At 64.8% G+C, this 19,131-nt stretch carries 15 protein-coding genes, 1 tRNA gene and 1 pseudogene; 5 read left to right on the top strand and 12 right to left on the bottom strand.

The genetic code is table 11. The features are described 5' to 3' along the window. The first annotated feature begins 4 nt into the window (after positions 1–4). From addB to trxA, 3 genes are all read left to right on the top strand, one after another. Positions 5–3,109: a double-strand break repair protein AddB gene (gene addB, locus ACR2J1_RS11355; protein ID WP_434019435.1), complete on the top strand. Its 3,105-nt coding sequence runs from the start codon at positions 5–7 to the stop codon at positions 3,107–3,109. Continuing rightward, positions 3,106–6,621, top strand: coding sequence for a double-strand break repair helicase AddA (gene addA / locus ACR2J1_RS11350; protein ID WP_434019434.1), 3,516 nt, complete (start codon positions 3,106–3,108; stop codon positions 6,619–6,621). Before addB ends, addA begins: the two co-directional genes overlap by 4 nt. A gap of 63 nt (positions 6,622–6,684) precedes the next feature. Further along, complete coding sequence (gene trxA / locus ACR2J1_RS11345; protein ID WP_434019433.1) at positions 6,685–7,011, top strand: thioredoxin; 327 nt, start codon at positions 6,685–6,687, stop codon at positions 7,009–7,011. A gap of 36 nt (positions 7,012–7,047) precedes the next feature. Here trxA and ACR2J1_RS11340 read toward each other — a convergent pair whose 3' ends face one another. The 11 genes from ACR2J1_RS11340 to aroA all read right to left on the bottom strand — a co-directional run bounded on the left by ACR2J1_RS11340 (position 7,048) and on the right by aroA (position 18,154). Then, positions 7,048–8,430 (bottom strand): bifunctional folylpolyglutamate synthase/dihydrofolate synthase, encoded by a 1,383-nt coding sequence (locus ACR2J1_RS11340; protein ID WP_434019432.1) that lies wholly within the window; start codon positions 8,428–8,430, stop codon positions 7,048–7,050. A gap of 11 nt (positions 8,431–8,441) precedes the next feature. Continuing rightward, a complete protein-coding gene (accD, locus tag ACR2J1_RS11335; RefSeq protein ID WP_434019431.1) occupies positions 8,442–9,470 on the bottom strand; it encodes an acetyl-CoA carboxylase, carboxyltransferase subunit beta in 1,029 nt (342 codons plus the stop codon). 41 nt (positions 9,471–9,511) lie between these two features. Next, positions 9,512–10,354, bottom strand: a complete 843-nt coding sequence (gene trpA / locus ACR2J1_RS11330) for a tryptophan synthase subunit alpha (protein ID WP_434019430.1) — start codon at positions 10,352–10,354, stop codon at positions 9,512–9,514. A 2-nt stretch (positions 10,355–10,356) separates the two neighbouring features. Further along, positions 10,357–11,589: a tryptophan synthase subunit beta gene (gene trpB / locus ACR2J1_RS11325; protein WP_434019429.1), complete on the bottom strand. Its 1,233-nt coding sequence runs from the start codon at positions 11,587–11,589 to the stop codon at positions 10,357–10,359. Then, complete coding sequence (locus ACR2J1_RS11320; protein ID WP_434019428.1) at positions 11,586–12,254, bottom strand: phosphoribosylanthranilate isomerase; 669 nt, start codon at positions 12,252–12,254, stop codon at positions 11,586–11,588. The genes trpB and ACR2J1_RS11320 overlap by 4 nt, the downstream gene beginning before the upstream one ends. Before the next feature lie 155 nt (positions 12,255–12,409). After that, positions 12,410–12,763 (bottom strand): LapA family protein, encoded by a 354-nt coding sequence (locus ACR2J1_RS11315; protein ID WP_434019427.1) that lies wholly within the window; start codon positions 12,761–12,763, stop codon positions 12,410–12,412. 27 nt (positions 12,764–12,790) lie between these two features. Then, positions 12,791–13,087 carry an integration host factor subunit beta gene (gene ihfB / locus ACR2J1_RS11310; protein ID WP_434019426.1) on the bottom strand — a complete coding sequence of 99 codons (297 nt, stop codon included), beginning with the start codon at positions 13,085–13,087 and terminating at the stop codon, positions 12,791–12,793. 42 nt (positions 13,088–13,129) lie between these two features. Continuing rightward, on the bottom strand, positions 13,130–14,086 hold the full coding sequence (gene sppA / locus ACR2J1_RS11305; protein ID WP_434019425.1) for a signal peptide peptidase SppA: 957 nt from the start codon (positions 14,084–14,086) through the stop codon (positions 13,130–13,132). Positions 14,087–14,155: 69 nt separating this feature from the next. Continuing rightward, on the bottom strand, positions 14,156–16,009 hold the full coding sequence (rpsA, locus tag ACR2J1_RS11300; protein ID WP_434019424.1) for a 30S ribosomal protein S1: 1,854 nt from the start codon (positions 16,007–16,009) through the stop codon (positions 14,156–14,158). A gap of 184 nt (positions 16,010–16,193) precedes the next feature. After that, positions 16,194–16,835, bottom strand: coding sequence for a (d)CMP kinase (locus ACR2J1_RS11295; RefSeq protein ID WP_434019423.1), 642 nt, complete (start codon positions 16,833–16,835; stop codon positions 16,194–16,196). Between the two features lie 8 nt (positions 16,836–16,843). Further along, complete coding sequence (gene aroA, locus ACR2J1_RS11290) at positions 16,844–18,154, bottom strand: 3-phosphoshikimate 1-carboxyvinyltransferase (protein WP_434019422.1); 1,311 nt, start codon at positions 18,152–18,154, stop codon at positions 16,844–16,846. 100 nt (positions 18,155–18,254) lie between these two features. On the opposite strand from aroA, the gene ACR2J1_RS11285 reads away from it, so the two are divergent. Further along, complete coding sequence (locus ACR2J1_RS11285) at positions 18,255–18,653, top strand: TIGR02300 family protein (RefSeq protein ID WP_434019421.1); 399 nt, start codon at positions 18,255–18,257, stop codon at positions 18,651–18,653. Between the two features lie 138 nt (positions 18,654–18,791). Continuing rightward, positions 18,792–18,867: transfer RNA gene (locus ACR2J1_RS11280), tRNA-Ala, on the top strand. A gap of 32 nt (positions 18,868–18,899) precedes the next feature. On the opposite strand, the pseudogene ACR2J1_RS11275 reads toward ACR2J1_RS11280, so the two are convergent. Beyond that, positions 18,900–19,131 (bottom strand): annotated as a pseudogene (locus ACR2J1_RS11275) (tyrosine-type recombinase/integrase); the annotation flags it as partial.

The following is a 19,131-nucleotide window of genomic DNA, read 5'->3' as shown; positions in this document are numbered from 1 at the left end:
GCCTTTGTCAGCCACGCCGCGGCTCTACACCATCCCGCCTTCGGCGCCGTTCCTGACCATCCTCGCGCGTGCTCTGCTCCATGGCGACCTGCCGATCGCCGGAGGATTGCAGCCGGACCCACTCTCCCTTCCGCTCACCACAATCTATCTGCCGACGCGGCGGGCTGCGCGGGGCCTGCGCGAGGCTTTCCTATCCGAAAGCGGGAGCAACGCCCTGCTGCTGCCGCGCATCCGGACCCTTGGCGATCCGGACGAAGATGCCGCCCTTGTCTTCGGGGCGGGCACCGAGGCCGACGATGGTGCTGCGGGCGTGGCTGCGATCGGGGCGCTGCCGCGGCGCCTTGCACTTATGCGGCTTATTCTTGCCTGGGGATCGGTCCTGCGCCGCGACGCAATCGCCGATCCCGCCGATATGCTCCCCATTCTCGGCGGGACGCCCGCGCAAGCGTCGCATCTTGCGGCCGATCTCGCGCGGCTGATGGACTTCATCGAGAATGAAGAAGTCACTCTCGACGCGCTCGAAAATATCGTGCCGGAAGCTCACGCGGCGCATTGGGAAATCACCGCCGACTTCCTCAAGATCGTCACGCAGCACTGGCCCGATTATCTCGCCGATAACGGTCTCGTCTCGCCGGTGGCACGCCGCAACGCGTTGATGCATGAGGAGACCGATCGTCTCGCCGCCGATCCGCCGGCATATCCCGTGATCGCCGCAGGCTCGACCGGGACGGTGCCTGCCACCGCGCGGCTGCTTGAGGTGATCGCGTCCTTGCCGCAGGGCGCGGTAGTGCTGCCCGGGCTCGATATCGACCTCGATCCTGAGAGCTGGGCTTCCTTGCCAAAATATCCCGAGCATCCTCAGGCCGGCATGGCTGAGTTGCTGCGCAGGCTCGGGGTCGAGCGCAGTTCTGTCGCGTATGTCGCAGGCAGCGCGCCCGACGCCATGCAGCGTGCCCGGCTGCATCTTGTGTGCGAGGCACTGCGCCCGGCCGAGAGCACGGATCTTTGGCAGAACTTTCTCAACGACGATGGGCTTTCGCCGCAAGGACGGGCGAGCCTCGCCAACGCGGTCTCGGGACTTCAGAGTTTCGCGGCGCCGACCGCCCATGACGAGGCCGAGGCCATCGCGCTGATCCTCAAATCCTCCAGCGACATCGCGGGCAAGACCGCGGCGCTCATTACGCCCGATCGGGTCCTCGCACGCCGTGTTGCCGCGCGGCTCAGAGGCTTCAACCTGACCATCGACGATTCGGCGGGAGTGCCGCTCACGCGCAGCGCACCCGGCGCCTTTCTCGATCTCATCCTCGGCGCGATGGAAAGCAATTTCGGCCCGGCGCAGCTCATGGCGCTGCTCAAGCACCCGCTGACGCTCGTGGGCCGCCGCCCCGGCGAGATTCGGAAGGCCGCGCGCGCGGTCGAACGCGGCGCGTTCCGGAACGTCTATGTCGGACAGGGCTTGGAGGGCGTTGCGAGCGCGCTCAAAGCGGCGCGGGACGAGGACAAACACCGCCGTATCGGCGAGGAGGCGCAAGCCGATGCATTGAAGCTCGTCGCCGATCTTGAAGAGGCGTTTGCGCCGCTGACGAGCCTCGTCGCCGGTCGCGGTTTACGGTCCGCAACTGGAATAGCCACCGCCCACAGCGCCGTGGCCGATGCTTTGGCGCAAGACGCGAACGCGTCCGCAAACGGGCTTTGGCAGGGCGAAGCCGGCGAAGCACTGTCCGTGCTGATGGCCGAACTGATCGCCAAAGGCAGCGGGCTCGCCTTGAGCGCCGGCGACTACCCGTCCTTCTATCGCAGCCTACTGGCGGGCCAGGTGGTCCGCCCCCGCGCCGCCGCCCATCCCCGCCTCTTTATATGGGGACCGCTCGAAGCCCGTCTCCAGCAGCCGGACATCGTCATTCTCGGCGGCCTCAATGAAGGCGTGTGGCCTCGGCCGCAGGAGGCGGACCCCTGGCTCAGCCGCCCGATGCGGGAGGCGCTCGGGCTTCCCCCGCCTGAACGGCGCATGGGTCTCTCAGCTCACGACTTCGCGCAAGGCTTGGGCGCGCAAGCTGTCTATCTCACCCGCGCGCTCAAGGTGGACGGCGTCGAGACGGTGCCCTCGCGCTGGCTGCAGCGCCTGCTCGCGCTCGTGGACGCCGCGAGGTTGCAGGAGAAGATCGCGCCGAAGGAGCCGTGGCTCGCCTGGGCCCGTGAACGCGACCGGGTCGACCACTTTGCACCTGCGTCTCCGCCCGCGCCCCGTCCGCCTGTCGAAAGCCGTCCGTGCAGTCTGAGCGTGACCCGCATCGAACGTTGGCTCGCGAATCCTTATGAGATTTTCGCAAGGGACATTCTCAAGCTTTATCCATTCGAGGCGCTGGAGGCCGAGCCGGATCAGTCGCTTCGGGGTCAGATCGTGCACGGCGCGCTCCATGATTTCGCCGTCCAATATCCCGACACTCTGCCGGACGACATCTTGGGCGCGCTGGTTGCGATCGCGGATCGGCGCTTCGCCAATCTCGGCGGCTCGCCTCGTGTCGAAGCGTTCTGGCGTCCCCACTTCCAGCGCTTCGCACGGTGGTTCGCCGCGACGGAACCGGCGCGCCGCACGGGCAATCTCCGCACCGAGACCGAGGTCGAAGGCGCGCTCGATCTCGGGCTCGACGTCGAATTCCGCCTCACCGCGCGTGCCGACCGTATCGACGTCACCGAGGATGGCAGCGTCAGGATCTATGACTACAAGACCGGAAGCGTACCCGGACCGAAACAGGTCGGCGAATTGTTTGCGCCGCAGCTCCCCCTGGAGGCTGCCATCGCGTTGGGCGGCGGCTTCGGTGAGCTTCGTCCGCATACCGTCGAATCGCTGCGCTACATCCGGGCGACGGGACGATACACAGGCGGCGAAGAACAGGACGCGGCCTCTGCATCGCCTGAGATGCTTGCCGCGGCCGCACGGGTTGCGCTCGAGGCCCTGGTTATGCATTTCTCTTACGCCGACACGCCCTACGAGGTGAAACGCCGTCCAGGCGCCGCCTTCCAAAAGCTTTATCGCTATGACGACTATGAGCAGCTTGCCCGCCTGAAGGAGTGGCTGACGGCCGATGCCGAAGAGGATTTCCGATGAGCGGAACGAACCTCCTCAACGACGCCGACGCCAATCAGGCACGGGCTTCGGACCCTTCCGCCTCGGCCTGGGTGTCGGCGAATGCCGGCACGGGCAAGACCGAGGTGCTCGTGCGGCGCGGCTTGCGCCTCCTGCTCGCGGGGTCGCGGCCGGAAAAAATCCTCTGCCTCACCTACACGAAGTCCGCTGCCGCGGAGATGTCGAACCGGCTGCTCAAGGAGCTGGCCAAGTGGGCGACAACGTCTGAAGAAAAGTTGCGCGCCCGGCTGCTGCGCCTCAACGGCAGAGAGCCTGACGACGCAGAGATGCGGAGCGCACGGCGGCTTTTCGCGCAAGCCTTGGAGGCAAAAGGCGGGCTCAAGATTTATACCATCCACGGCTTTTGCGAGCGCCTGTTGCAGCGCTTCCCGCTGGAAGCCGGCGTCAGTCCACATTTTGCCGTTCTCGATGAACGAAGCGCCGTGCTGCTGCGACGCGCTGCCTTCGATGCGGTCATCGCACGGGCCGCCGAGGAGCGTGACGGTATGCTCGGCAAGGCGCTCGCCAAGATCATCGGCGTCGCGGCGGAGGAGCAATTCCGCCAGGTGGTGGACACCGTGATCGCCAAGCGCGAGGCGCTCCAGCGCATGATGGCGCTGCATGACGGCCTCGGCGATTGGGCGGCGGCGGAATGCGCGGCCCTGAAGCAGCTCTTCGACATCGAACAGGATTGCGAGGACGCGCTCGTCGAGACCGTCGCCAATGTCATCAGCGACGGCATCATCGATGACTCTATCTCTGCGTTACAGAGTTTCGGCTGCACGAAGGACGACGATCGCGTCGCCGTGGCACTGTCGTCCGTCAAAGGCACGGTCGGCGAGGCGCGGATCGCTGCCTTGCGCAACCTGTTCTGTACGGGGGAGGGAAAGCCGCGCAAGCGGATGTGCAGCGCCGGTTTCAAAACGGATGCGCCCGGCGTCTGTGCCGCCCTCGACGCGGCGCATGTGACTTTTGCGGAGACCGATCGCAGGCTTTCTCTGCTGCGCGCGGCGGAAGCGAGCAGCGCACTGCTCTTGATCGCCGACGCGGTGCAAGGCGAGTATCAGCGGCGCAAGCAGGCCGAGGTCGCGCTCGACTACGAGGATCTGATCGTCAAAGCGGCGAACCTCCTGTCGCGCGCGGGCGCGGCTGCCTGGGTGCTCTACAAGATCGACGGCGGCATGGACCATATTCTGGTCGACGAGGCCCAGGACACCAATCCCGCGCAATGGGGCATTATCGAGCGTCTGGCGGAAGAGTTCTTCGCGGGCGAAGGCGCGAGCGAGCAGACCCGCACGCTTTTCGCCGTCGGCGACGAGAAGCAGTCGATCTACAGCTTTCAGGGTGCCGATCCCGCACGTTTCGCAGAGGTTGGACGAGCCTTCCGGCAACGCGCCGCAGCGATCGATCTCACCTGGCACGAGGTGCCGCTCAATCTCTCCTTTCGCTCCACGGTGCCGGTGCTGAAAGCGGTCGACGAGGTGTTTGCGAAGCCCGAAGCCGCCAAGGGGCTGACGTGGCAGGAAAATGCCGTCATCCAGCATCACGCCTTTCGACACGGTCAGGCCGGGCTGGTGGAGCTATGGGCGGCGGAGGCGGACGCGAAGCCGCAAGCCGCACCGCCCTTCGAGCCGTGGAACGAAAGCAGTGTCGGTGCCCGCGCGGTGGATGCCCTGTGCGGGCGCATCGCGCGCTGCATCAAGTCCTGGCTCGCGGAAGACCAGGAATTGGAGTCCGCCGGCCGGCCGATCCGAGCCGGCGACGTGCTGATCCTCGTGCGGCGGCGCGAGCCGTTCACCGCGCCCATGATCCGGGCGCTGAAGCGCGAAGGCGTTCCCGTGGCGGGCGCCGACCGCATGCGCCTGATGGAGCAACTCGCAGTGCAGGATCTCGCGGCACTGGCGGATGTGCTCTTGATGCGCGACGACGACTTGTCGCTCGCGGTGGTCCTCAAGAGCCCATTCTTCAATTTCAATGACGACGACCTGTTCCGCGTGGCCTATGGGCGCACACGCTCCCTCTGGTCCACGCTCAATGGCAAGAAGGGCGAAGACCCGCGTTTCGCGGCGACAGCGGACCGCCTCAACAAATGGGCCGGGCGCATCGACTTCATCCCGCCTTACGAGTTCTTCGCCGGAGTGCTCGTCGAGAACGACCAGGAGATGCGCAAGCACCTGCTGACGCGACTCGGCCCCGAGGCCGCGGAGGCGATCGATGAGTTCCTCGACCTCGCGCTCGCCTACGACCGCGATGCGGCACCCTCGCTGCAAGGCTTTATCGATCAGCTGCGCGCTGGCGACCTCGAGATCAAGCGCGACATGGAGCAGGAGCGCGACGAGGTTCGCATCATGACGGTGCATGGCGCCAAGGGCCTCCAAGCGCCGATCGTGTTTCTGCCCGACACCTGCATGACGCCGCGCCTGCAAGGGCCGCGCCTCTACAAGCTGGATAGGCTGGACGTCCCGCCGGACGAGATCGGCCATCTGGTCTGGGCGCCGGGCGGCGCCGATCTCCAGGTGCTGGAGGAGGCCAAGGAGCGGCAAAAACAGGCGGACCTCGAGGAATATAATCGCCTGCTCTACGTGGCGATGACGCGGGCACAAGACCGGCTCTATGTCTGCGGCTGGCAAGGCCAGAAGGAGCCCGACAGTCTTTCCTGGTACCGCCTCGTCAAAGACGGCCTCGCCGGCGTGCTGACGGAGGCCGAGGCCGAAGCTGGCCGCGCCGTATTGCGGCTGGCAAGCCCGCAGGACAATCCAGTAACAGGGACGCAAACCTCAAAGGAGCGGCCAGCGCCGCCGCCGCTCCCGGACTGGGCGCGCCGGCCGGCCATGCCCGAACCGTCCCGGCTCAGGCTCACGCCATCCGGAATCGGCGCCGACGTCGAACTAGGCCTTGCCGCTTATTTCATGGAGCAGCCCCCTCTCGGTCCGCGAGCGCTTGCCGCCGACAGCCGCTACGCCCGTGGGCGGCTCGTGCATGCCCTGTTGCAGCATCTGCCGAAGGTTGGAGCCGCCGATCAGGAGCGCGCCGCGCGAGCCTTTGTGGCCGCAGGGGGCAGCGATCTCACCTCCACGATTCTGGAGGAGGTCGTAGCGGAAACCTTGGCGATCGTACGGGAGCCGGACTTTGCTCCCCTGTTCGCGCCCGGAAGCTTGGCCGAAGTGCCGATCATGGCGCGTATTGGCGAAGGCGTTGAAGGTTTCGATCTCGAAGGCCAGATCGACCGCCTGGCGATCCTCGACGATGCCCTTCTGGTCCTCGACTACAAGACCAACCGGCCGCCGCCGACACGGCAAAAGGACGTGTCGCCCGCCTATATCGCCCAGCTCGCCGCTTACCGGGTTGCGCTCGCGAGCCTTTTCCCCGGGCGGGCGATTCGAACCGCTTTATTGTGGACCGACGGCCCGCGCCTTATGGAGATCGACTCGCCATTTCTTGATGCTGCCGAACGCCGCATTCTACGGCGGGGGGCGAGCCTTGACGCCGCGTAGGCCGATACCTAGGTTGCCCCTGCCGGCCCGAGCGGTTGTCGCCGGGGAATTCAGGAGATGCCAATGGCGACCCAGATCGTTTCCGACGATACCTTCGAGGCCGAAGTGCTTAAATCGACGACTCCTGTGGTTGTGGATTTTTGGGCCGAGTGGTGCGGACCCTGCCGGCAGATCGCGCCCGCGCTCGAAGAGATCGCTAAGGAAATGAACGGCAAGGTGAAGATCGCCAAGATCAACATCGACGAAAATCCGCGTACGCCGTCGCGCTACAATGTGCGCGCGATCCCGACGCTGATGATCTTCATGGATGGCGAGCTGGCCGCGACGCAGACAGGCGCGCAGCCGAAAAACCGTCTTGCCGACTGGATCACCGGGTCGATCACGGCGTAGCCCGCGCGTCTTTCCAGTTTCGTCTAACTCTCAGCGCTACGCGCCGGAACGCGCGGCCGCGCTGGCTGCGCCGTGCAGCTTCAGTACTTGTCCCGCCAGATAGAGCGAGCCGCAAATGAGCACGCGCGACGGGCCGCGCAGCGCGGCGCCCGACTGCATGAGAGCTTCGGGCACGCTATTGGCGGCCACGACCTCGAAACCCTCGTCCGCGGCAATCGATGCGAGAGGCTCGGCGTCGAAGGCATTGGCTTCATCCGGAATCGGAACGGTATAGACGCGCTCAACCAATCCCTTGAAGGGGGCGATGAAGGCGTGTGCGTCCTTGGTCTCCATCATGCCCCAGATGAGATGCACGGGGCGCGGCAGGCGCTCGTCAAGCTCGGCGAGGGCGTGGGCGATGACCTGGCCGCCGGCAGGATTATGACCGCCATCGAGCCAGATCTCGGTGCCGTCGCCGACATAAGCATGCAGGCCGCCCGGCGGCAGCCGTTCGAGCCGCGCCGGCCAGACGGCATGGGTGAGGCCGTGGTCGATGGCATCGCCCCTGAGGGTATCTCCGAACACGATGCTGGCCGCGGCGATGGCCGCCCCGGCATTGTCGATCTGGTGCCTGCCGGCAAGCCGCGGCAGCGGCAGATCCAGCAAGGTGGAATTGGTCTGGAAGATCAGGCGTCCCTGCTGCTCGAACGTGTCAAAGTCGCGGCCTGCGATATGCAGCGGCGCGCCGATGGCGGCGGCACGAGCCTCGATCACGTCCAGGGCCTGCTGCTCCTGCCGTCCCACCACGCAGGGCACGCCCGGCTTCAGGATGCCCGCCTTCTCGCCCGCGATTGCCGTCAAGGTCTCGCCGAGAAAGGAGACATGGTCGATGGAAATCGGCGTGATCGCCGTCAGCAGCGGCTTCGCCACGACATTGGTTGCATCGAGGCGGCCGCCGAGCCCGGTCTCGAGCAGCAGCAAATCCGCCGGGGTCTCGGCGAAAGCAAGAAACGCGGCGGCGGTCGTGATCTCAAAGAGTGTGATGAGCTCGCCGCTATTGGCGGCCTCGGCGCGGGCCAGGCAGTCGACGAGCTGGGCTTCGCCGATGGGCGCGGCGCCGTTCGGTCCCGCCAGAACGATGCGCTCATGGAAGTTGACGAGATGCGGCGAGGTGTAGACATGCACATGCGCGCCGAGCGCTTGCGCAATCGCGCGCAGGAAAGCGATCAGAGAGCCTTTGCCATTTGTCCCCGCAACATGCACCATCGGCGGCAGGCTCTCTTCGGGATGACCGAGCGCGGCAAGGAGGCGCTCGATGCGCCCCAGGGACAGATCGATGGACTGCGGGTGCAGCGCTTTCAGGCTCTCGAGCAGGGTTGTGCTCGCTGAGACAAGCGGACGCGGTGAACGATCCCCGTCGCTATGGGGCAACGTCGTCAAGTGCGGAGGCCTTAGTTGCTTTGGGGTGGGTTGGGGTCGACACCGTTACCTGAGCTGCGGACGGACTCATCGTCATCCTCAGAAAATATCTCGGTTTCGATGACGTTGCCGTCGCCCGAGATGAGCGTCGAGGCCGGGGCGTGATAGACGATACCGCCGAGTTCCTCGGGAATGGCGATCTCGCGCTCGGGCCGGCGATGCGTGAGCAGATGGCAAATGCGCGCCAGCGTCCCGCGCAAGGCGTGCCGGTGCACAACCATGTCGACCATGCCGTGGTCGAGCAGATATTCGGCGCGTTGGAAGCCGGGCGGTAGCTGCTCGCGGATGGTCTGCTCGATCACGCGCGGGCCCGCAAATCCGATCAGGGCGCCTGGCTCCGCGATGTGAATATCGCCAAGCATGGCGTAGGAGGCCGTCACGCCGCCAGTGGTCGGATGAGTGAGCACGACGACATAGGGAAGCTTCGCCTCGCGCAACTCCTGCACGGCGACCGTCGTGCGTGGCATCTGCATGAGCGACAGAATGCCCTCCTGCATGCGGGCGCCGCCCGAGGCCGCAAAAAGGATAAAGGGTGTCTGGCGCTTGACCGCGGCGCGCATGCCGGCGATGACCCCCTCGCCTGCGGCGGTGCCGAGCGAGCCGCCAAGGAAATCGAAATCCTGCACTGCGGCGACGATGCGCTGGCCCTCAAGACGGCCGGCGCCGACGAGCACGGCGTCGGTGAGGCCGGTCTTGTTGCGGGCGTCTTTCAGGCGGTCGGTGTAGCGGCGTTCGTCGCGGAACTTGAGGGGATCGAGCGGGACTTCGGGCAGCGCAATCGCATCGTAGTCGCCGTCATCGAAGATGTGCTTGAGGCGGGCCGATGCGGACATCCGCATATGATAGTTGGAGCCCGGGACCACGAACTGATTGGCCTCAAGGTCCTTGTAATAGATCATCTGCCCCGTCTCGGGGCACTTCACCCAAAGATTGTCGCGCACCTCCTTCTTGCGGAGGATGCTCCTGATCTTCGGCCTGACAACGTTGTTGATCCAGTTCACGGTGTACCGAACTCTCGAAAAGCGATCACATCACGTTCGTTTCATGCCCGCAGCGCCGCGGCTTCAGCGGGGTGGCGCAAAGCTGACGCCAAGCGTCCGACCAGTCCAAGGACGCCGGAGGACGTTGCCGCCGTCGCCTTGCCCGCCTGATCGAGGCTGTCGGCTAGGGCCGTGACGATGGCGGAGCCAACGACGACGCCTTCGGCAATCTCGGCGATCGCACTCACCTGTTCCGGTGTCTTCACGCCGAAGCCCACGGCGATCGGCAAGGCCGTATGTGCCTTGATGCAGCCGAGATGCGCCTTCACGTCGCCAATGTCGGGCGCGGCGGTGCCGGTGATGCCTGCGATAGATACGTAATAGACGAAACCCGAGGTGTTGGCGAGAACGGCCGGCAACCTTTTGGCGTCGGTGGTGGGGGTCGCAAGACGAACGAAGTTGAGCCCCGCCTTCAGCGCCGGAACGCACAGCTCCTCGTCTTCCTCGGGCGGGACATCAACCACGATCAGACCGTCCACGCCTGCTTTGATGGCGTCGAGGATGAAGCGATCGACCGGGTAGACATAGATCAGGTTGTAATAGCCCATGAGCACGATGGGCGTGGTTTGGTCCTGCTCGCGAAAGCTGCGCACCATGGCGAGCGTCTTGACCATGGTCTGCCCACCCTTAAGCGCACGCTGGGAGGACATCTGGATCGCCGGGCCGTCGGCCATGGGATCGGAGAAAGGCATGCCGAACTCGATGACATCGGCACCGGCCGCCGGCAGGCCTTTCAGGATCTTGAGCGAGGTTTCATAGTCTGGATCGCCCGCGGTCACGAAAGTGACGAGGCCGGCTCGGCCCTCCCGCTTCAACTCTTCAAATTTTCTGTCGATGCGCGTCACGCTTACATCTCCATCGCGAGATGCTCGGCCACGGCGAAAATATCTTTGTCGCCGCGCCCGCAAAGATTCATCACCAGGAGATTGTCGGGCGGCAGCGTGGGTGCAAGCTTCTGCACATAAGCGAGCGCGTGCGAGGGCTCGAGCGCGGGGATGATGCCTTCGAGGCTCGTGCAAAGCTGAAACGCGTCGAGCGCTTCCTTATCGGTCACCGAAACGTAATTCACGCGGCCGGAATCCCTGAGCCAGGCATGCTCGGGACCCACCCCGGGATAATCGAGACCGGCCGAGATGGAGTGGCCCTCGATGATCTGCCCGTCGTCGTCCTGGAGAAGATAGGTGCGGTTGCCGTGGAGCACGCCCGGCTTGCCGCCGGTCATCGAGGCTGCGTGGCCGCTCGCCACATCGAGGCCATAGCCGCCGGCTTCGACCCCATAGATGGCGACAGAGGGATCGTCGAGGAAACTATGAAAGAGTCCCATGGCGTTGGAGCCGCCGCCGATGCAGGCGACGAGGCTGTCGGGAAGACGTCCCTCGCGCTCGAGCATCTGCTCGCGCACTTCCTTGCCGATCACCGATTGGAAATCGCGCACCATGGCGGGATAGGGGTGCGGGCCGGCCACGGTGCCGATGATGTAGAACGTGTCGTCGACATTGGCGACCCAATCGCGCAGCGCGTCGTTCATGGCGTCTTTGAGTGTGCCGGAACCGGAGGTGACGGGCTGCACTTCGGCGCCGAGCAGCTTCATGCGAAAGACGTTGGGGCGCTGCCGCTTGATGTCGGTCGCGCCCATATAGACCACGCAGGGCAGGCCGAAGCGCGCGGCGACCGTCGCCACCGCAACGCCGTGCTGCCCGGCGCCGGTCTCGGCGATGATGCGGGTCTTGCCCATGCGGCGCGCAAGCTGGATCTGACCGAGGCAGTTGTTGATCTTGTGCGAGCCGGTGTGGTTCAGCTCGTCGCGCTTGAAATAGATCTTGGCGCCGCCGAGATGCTCGGTCATGCGCTCGGCGAAATAGAGCGGACTCGGTCGGCCGCCATAATGGGCGAGCATACCGGTCAGGTCGGCCTGGAAGCTCGGATCGTCCTTTGCCTCGGTATAGGCGCGCTCCAGATCCAGAATGAGCGGCATCAGCGTCTCGGCGACGAAACGGCCGCCATACAAACCAAAATGGCCGCGCTCGTCCGGGCCGCCACGATAGGTGTTTAACGCGCTTTGCTCGGTCCGGGCGCTCATGACGCTTTCGCCTGTTGGCGTAGTTCCGCCGCTTTTGCCGCCGCAATGAAGCGTGCCACAAGGGCCGCATCCTTCTCGCCCGGGGCATGCTCGACGCCGGAGGAGACGTCGACCAAAGATGCTCCAGTCAGCGCGATGGCTTCGGCGACATTGTCGGCGGTCAGGCCACCGGACAGCCCGAAGGGTTCCTTGAGCGAAAGGCCCCGCAGTCGGGTCCAGTCGAAGCTCACGCCATTGCCCCCAGGCAGACTATAGGTGGGCAAAGGCTTCGCGTCGAACAGCACCATGTCGGCGGTCTTTGCATAAAGCGCGGCGCTTGCAGCTTCGGCGGCATCGGAGACCCCTACAGCCTTGAAGACAGTGCGCCCGGCGCGGGCCTTGATCGCGGCAACGCGGTCGGGGCGCTCGCTGCCATGCAACTGAAGAATGTCGGGGCCGACCAGGCCGACGACGCGGTCGATCAGACCGTCATCGGGATCGACGAGGACGGCCACCGTCGCGACGCGCCCCTTGGCTCTGTCCGCAAGCGAACGTGCCTGGGCCACCTCGATATGGCGCGGGCTCTTCGGAAAGAAGACGAAGCCGACATAGTCGGCACCGGCTTCCGCCGCTGCGTCCAAGATTGCAGGGGTGCGTACGCCGCAGATTTTGACCTTCACCGACACCAATTTAGCTCGCGGATGAGGATGCGCCCCGTGGCATAGGGCATGCGCAGGGCCACCCTAGGCAATCCAGGGCCCCAAGTCCATCGCACTGCAACATGTCGAAACCGGGACCCAGCAAGGCCAAACGCGCCGGAAATGGATAAGGAAGTGTCTACTCAGTCCGCGGCGAGCCGGGCGCGAGGCGGGGCACGCCTGTCGGCGCCGCCTTCCAGCTCTTTCTCGAGGCGATCGGCCTGACGCCGCAAGGCGCGGGCCTCGCTTTTCGTCTCGCGTGCCGTGCGCCGCCATTTGCCCTGACTGAGCCAGGTGGCACAGCCGCCGACGATGAGACCGACGGCGAGGGCGGCGAGCAGGAAGAGGAAGAGCGGCGCCTCAAGGGCGGGGCCAGCATCGCCTCCCCCCAACGGGTTGAGATAAAGCGTGGCGGCGTGGCGATTGACGACGGCGAGCGCCGCGAGCAGCACGCCGAGCGGAATCACGATGAGGCCGAGAATGAGTTTGCGCCGCACCGACGCTCCTCTCAGGTCGCTCGAGCTTTAATGGCTGTCGTCGCCGTTCGGGTTCAGGCGCTCGCGCAGCTCCTTGCCCGTTTTGAAGAAGGGGACGTATTTGTCCTCCACGAACACCGTGTCGCCGGTGCGAGGATTGCGTCCCTGCCGTGCTGCCCGGTGCTTCACCGTGAAGGCACCGAACCCACGCAGCTCGACGCGGTCGCCGCGCGCGAGCGCGCTGGTAATTTCGTCGAGCACTATACTGATGATGCGCTCAACATCTCGATGGAAGAGATGCGGATTGGCACCGGCCACGCGCTGAATCAACTGCGACTTGATCATTGTACGCCCCACCGGCCGGCAATCTCTGCCCGCACCGCCCCTCTAGCCTTGCGCAGGGTGCCAAACGGAAATGAGACCGTCAAGCTTAAGCCTCGAAGAAACTTGAGTAATTATGCCGGCAATTTGCTCCGCCGGGATGCCGATGGCGGTCGCCATGGAGTGGAGCATCCAGCCGAACAGACCTTCACTGTCGCTCTTCGGCTTCCATTCCACGACGCGCAGGCCCTGCGCGACCGTGCGCTCCTTGCGCAGCCATTTCATTGCCGTCTTCTCATCTCCGATTTGATCCACGAGCTTGTATTCGACCGCTTGGCGCCCGGAATAGATGCGGCCCTCGGTCAGCCCCGGAATGCTTGCAGGCTCGATCTCGCGTCGCTTTTCGACCAGGTCGACAAACCAGACCTTGGCCTCCTGCACCATCTCCTCCGTCAGCTCGCGGGCCCTCTCGTCAGTCGGCTGGAAGGGGTTCGGTACCGCCTTCAGCTGCCCGCTCCGCACCTCTTCGACCTTGATGCCGAGCGTCTTCATGAGCTCGGTCACGTCGGCCCATTGAAAGATCACGCCGACCGAGCCGGTGATGGTGTTGCCGTAGACAAAGATGCGGTCAGTGGCGAGCGCGACGATATAGGCGGCGGAGGTCGCGAGCGTGCCGCACACCGCAACGACCGGCTTCTTTTCCGCCAGCCGCCGCACCGCGTCGTACATGGCCTCGCCGCCGGTGGTGGTGCCGCCTGGGCTATTGATGTCGAGAATGACCGCCTTGACCTGGTCGGACTTTGCCACCCGGTCGATCAGGTCCTGCATCTCGGCATCGTCGGTGATGACGCCGCTGATCGAAACCCGGGCCACGTGTGGCAGGAAGCTCGGCGAGCCGGTTTGCTCGCTCAGGCTCAGCGCAACGATGAAGCCGAGCCCGAGGACCACCGCCGCAACGCGCCAAAACGTCAGCCGCCGCTTCAGGCGGCGGCGATCGATCACGCTTTCGGCGTCGAGGGACATGCGGCCTCCTGAAAGAAACGTACGGGCAAGGATGTGATCGCTTCGCTCACGCCGCGCCGCGCATCGTCGCTATTCTTCGGACGCGTCAGCGCCGGACCCCGTCTCCTGATCGGCGTCAGCTTCGGCCTTGGCCTTGCGGCTCTTCCGCTTCGGCTTTGCGGCCGGCTCCGCGTCCTCGACGGCGTCTTCCTCGTCCTCGTCCTCGTCGTCGTCGTCCTTGGCCTTATTCAGCGCGGCACCAAGAATATCGCCCAGCGAGGCACCGGAGTCGGTCGAGCCGTACTGCGCGACAGCCTCTTTCTCCTCGGCGATTTCGAGCGCCTTGATCGACACGGTGATCTTACGCGTCTTGGCATCGACCTGCGTCACGACGGCATCGAATTTCTCGCCGACCCCGAAGCGATCCGGACGCTGCTCGGAACGATCGCGGGACAGGTCGGAACGGCGGACGAAGGTGGTGAGGTCATTGTCGATGATCCTCGCCTCAAGCCCGTTATCCTTGACCGCAGTGACCTCACAGGTAACGCGCATGCCCTTTTTGAGCTTCTCGGTCGGCGCGCCGGACGCAAAGGGATCGGGCGTGAGCTGCTTGATGCCGAGGCTGATACGCTCCTTCTCGGCATCCGCCTCCAGGACCACGGCCTTGGCGTTGTCGCCCTTCTTGTAATCCTTGAGCGCTTCTTCGCCCTGCTTGGTCCAGTCGAGATCCGACAGATGAACCATGCCGTCGATGCCGCCATCGAGCCCGATGAAGAGACCGAATTCGGTGATGTTGCGGATCTGACCTTCGAGCTGGGTGCCGGGCGGGTTGTTGCGCGTGAACGCTTCCCACGGGTTTTCCTGGGTCTGCTTCAGGCCGAGCGAGATGCGCCGCTTGTCAGGATCGACCTCGAGCACCTGGACCTCAACCTCCTGGCTCGTCGAAATGATCTTGCCGGGGTGGATGTTCTTCTTGGTCCAGCTCATCTCGGAGACGTGGATGAGGCCCTCGACACCAGGCTCAAGCTCGATGAAGGCGCCGTAGTCGGTGATGTTGGTGACGGTGCCCTTGAAGCGCGTACCGACCGGATATTTGGCGGCGATGCCCTGCCAAGGATCGGACTCAAGCTGCTTCATGCCGAGGCTGATGCGCTGGGTTTCGGAATTAATACGGATGATCTGCACCTTCACCGTGTCGCCCACATTCACGATCTCGCTTGGATGATTGACGCGTCTCCATGCCATGTCGGTGACATGCAGGAGACCGTCGATGCCGCCGAGATCGATAAAGGCGCCGTAGTCGGTGATGTTCTTGACCACGCCATCGATGACTTGGCCCTCTTCGAGGCGAGCCACGATCTCGCTCCGCTTCTCGGCGCGACTCTCCTCGAGCACCGAGCGGCGCGAGACGACGATATTGCCGCGGCGGCGATCCATCTTCAGGATCTGGAACGGCTGCATCATGTTCATGAGAGGTCCGACGTCGCGGATCGGACGAATGTCGACCTGGCTGCCCGGAAGGAAGGCTACGGCGCCATCAAGATCGACGGTGAATCCGCCTTTGACGCGATTGAAGATCACGCCTTCGACGCGTTCGCCGGCCTTGTATTTCTCTTCGAGTCGCGTCCAGCTTTCCTCGCGGCGAGCTTTTTCGCGCGAGAGCACCGCCTCGCCGAGCGAATTCTCCACGCGCTCGAGATAGACATCGACCTGATCGCCCACCGACAGATCGGCCGGGCGGCCTGGGAGACTGAACTCCTTCAGCGGAACGCGGCCTTCGGTCTTCAGACCGACATCGATAACCGCAACGTCCTTTTCGATGGAGACGACGGTACCCTTGACGACATTGCCTTCCTGAAGGGAGGTGCCGGTTAGGCACTCCTCAAGCAAAGCTGCGAACTCGTCGTGGCTCGGGTGGCTCAAACTGGTTTGCGGCTCGTTCATCTAGGCTCCTGGTCGTCCCATCATAAATCTACCTCTCCATGCGTCCGATGACGCCGCCCGCTTCCAAACCGCGGTAGGGTCGTGAAGCTAAAGGCAAGACCATTCATGGCGCCCTGCTGCCTCCGCTTGCTCGCCCATGGGAAAACATCGGAATAGGGTGCGCCAATGCGAAATGGGCATGGCCTCAAACGACCCGCCCTGCACAGCCCATCGCAGCATCGATCAAGTCGATCGCGGCCCTGAACGCCGCGTCTATATCCAAATTCGTGGTGTCGAGCAAGTACGCGTCCTCGGCCTGACGCAAAGGGGCCGTTTCCCGCCCGCTGTCGCGTTCGTCCCGGCGCCTGATATCGGCAAGAACGAGCGCCTCGGTTATGTTCACGCCACAGGCCTCGAGTTCCTTGTAGCGGCGCCGGGCCCTCTCCTCCGGGCTTGCCGTGACGAACAGCTTCACGTCGGCATCGGGGCAAATCACCGTGCCGATGTCACGGCCATCGAGGACCGCGCCCGGGCGCTTCCGTGCAAAATCACGCTGATAGGCAAGGAGGGCCGCGCGCACGTCTGGATCGCGCGCGACCACCGAGGCCGCCTCGCCCAGTGCTGGGGTGCGCAAGCATGGATCGCCGAGGGTCGCGGGATCGAGCGCCCGCGACGCGGCGAGAGCGGCCCCAGCATCTGCCAGATCGCCACCGGCCGCGAGAGCGTCGCGGGCGACGGCGCGATAGAGCGCCCCAGTATCGAGATGGGCGAGGCCGTAATGGGCCGCGACGCGCTTGCCCAAAGTGCCCTTGCCCGAGGCGGCTGGTCCGTCAATGGCGATGATCATTCCGGCGCTCATGAGAACTGTCCGCCGAGGCCTGTCATCAGAGGTACGAATTCCGGGAAGCTGGTGGCGATCATGCTCGTGTCGTCGACCGTGACCGGCGCACGGGCGCCGAGGCCGAGGATCAGAAACGCCATGGCGATGCGGTGGTCCATATGCGTGGCCACCATGCCGCCGCCCGGCACCTCGCTGCTGCCGATGACGATGAGATGGTCACCTTCGATAGCGGCTTCGACACCGCAAGCGAGGAGACCGGCCGCAGTCGCGGAAAGGCGGTCGCTCTCCTTTACTCTTAGCTCGGCTAGGCCCTGCATGCGCGTTTCACCCTCGGCGAAGGCCGCGACGACAGCCAGAATGGGATATTCGTCGATCATGGCTGGCGCGCGCTCGGATGGCACGCGCACGCCTTTCAGGGCGCTTGTCCGCACCCGCAAATCGCCGACAGGCTCGCCGCCTGCATCGCGCAGGCCGAGTAGCTCGATGTCGGCGCCCATCTCGCGGAGCGTGTCGATGAAGCCCGTGCGCGTCGGATTCATCAAGACGTGCTCCACGGTGATATCCGAACCCTCGCAGATGATCGCGGCAGCGATCGCGAAGGCGGCCGAACTCGGGTCGCCCGGGACCTCAACAGGTCTGCCGCGAAGCTCGGCGTCGCCGCCAACCGTACTGGCGCGCGCGCCATCGCGTTCCACCACGGTCACCTCTGCGCCGAAATGGGCGAGCATGCGTTCGGTATGGTCGCGGCTTGGCGCGGACTCGATGACGGTGGTGCGTCCCGGCGCATGGAGGCCGGCGAGCAGTATCGCCGATTTCACTTGGGCCGAGGGAACCGGAAGCTCGTACACGATGGGAACGAGATCGCGCGTGCCGCGGACGCGCAGCGGCAATGTCGTGCGCCCGCCCTCCACAAGCAGCCCCATGGTTTGAAGTGGCGCGAGCACGCGGCCCATCGGCCTGCGGCACAGCGACTCGTCGCCGGTGAACTCGGCTTCCATGTCGTGGCCGGCGGCGACGCCGAGCATCAGGCGGCTGCCGGTTCCCGAATTGCCGAAATCGAGCGGCGCGTCCGGGGCGAGCAGCCCGCCCACGCCTTGACCCAGGACCTCGAAACCGCCCTCCACCTCGGTCACTTCCGCGCCCAAGGCGGAGACGGCCCTGGCCGTGGCCATCACGTCGTCGGCCTTGAGCAGGCCCGAGATGGGTGTGCGTCCGGTGGCGAGCGCCCCCAGGATCAAAGCGCGGTGGGAGATCGATTTATCGCCCGGCACGCGGACCCGGCCCTTGAAGCGCGCGGAACGGCTAGCGGTCAGGGGCTGCGGCATCGGACCCAGGATTGGCGATTTAGGGTGCTCGATAGCTTTTGACAGCACAGAAGAGGCGTGGCAATGGGGGGCGAAACATCGCAAGACACGAGGAGCCTCAATGTCGAAACCCGCACGGGGAAGCAAGCGCGTTTGCCCGAGCTGCGGGGCGCGGTTTTACGACTTGAATCGGTCGCCAATCATCTGCCCCGTCTGTCAAACCGTTTATCAAGTCACGCCGCCGACCCGACGCGAGCGCGCCGCAGCGGCTGCCGAGGCGCGCAAGGAAGAGGAAGATGAGATCGACATCCCGGTGATGAAGGGTGTGGAAGTCATCAGCCTTGAAGAGGCGGAGGCGCCGGACGTCGTCGACGATGAAGAGATCGCCGATCTCGGCGAGGATGCTGAAGGAATTCCAGCCGCCGGGGACGACGACACCTTCCTCGAAGAGGAGGAAGAGGACGGCGAAGCCGACGTCACCGGTATCGTCGGCGGGCCGGGGAAGGCCGAAGAAACCTGAGCGTTGGGTGAAGGCCTTGCCAGCCCCACCCGCCCTTGGTAATCCCCGTGCATCCAAAGCGTTCTTAGGCTGCGTCTACGCCGATGCTTGACAACGGGTCGGCTCCGAACGACCTAAGCCGGAGACCGTCTTGACGCTGGGGCCATAGCTCAGTTGGGAGAGCGCGTGAATGGCATTCACGAGGTCGGCGGTTCGATCCCGCCTGGCTCCACCATCCATCATCTGTTCCTCTTTGCCGCCAATTAGTTAGTTGCAGTCATTGGAAACCCCTTTCGGGGGGTTTCCACACCCTGTTCGCTGTTCGAACTTTCGCATCCCCTCGACCGCCATCCTCTTTCTGTCGGCGGCGAGGGTGTAGCGCGCGACCTCCTTCAAGGTCGTATGGCCGCTGATCGCCATGATCTCGTGCGGGGTGAGGCCCGCCTCGGCGGCGACTCTGCAAAAGGCTTTCCTCAGCCCATGCGGCGATAGGCCAGCG

The sequence above is a fragment of the Methyloceanibacter sp. genome (genome assembly GCF_050999895.1).
In the GTDB taxonomy this organism is placed as follows: domain Bacteria; phylum Pseudomonadota; class Alphaproteobacteria; order Rhizobiales; family Methyloligellaceae; genus Methyloceanibacter.
Note: the sequence above shows the minus strand (reverse complement) of the source record. Positions and strands in the feature narration are given on the sequence as shown.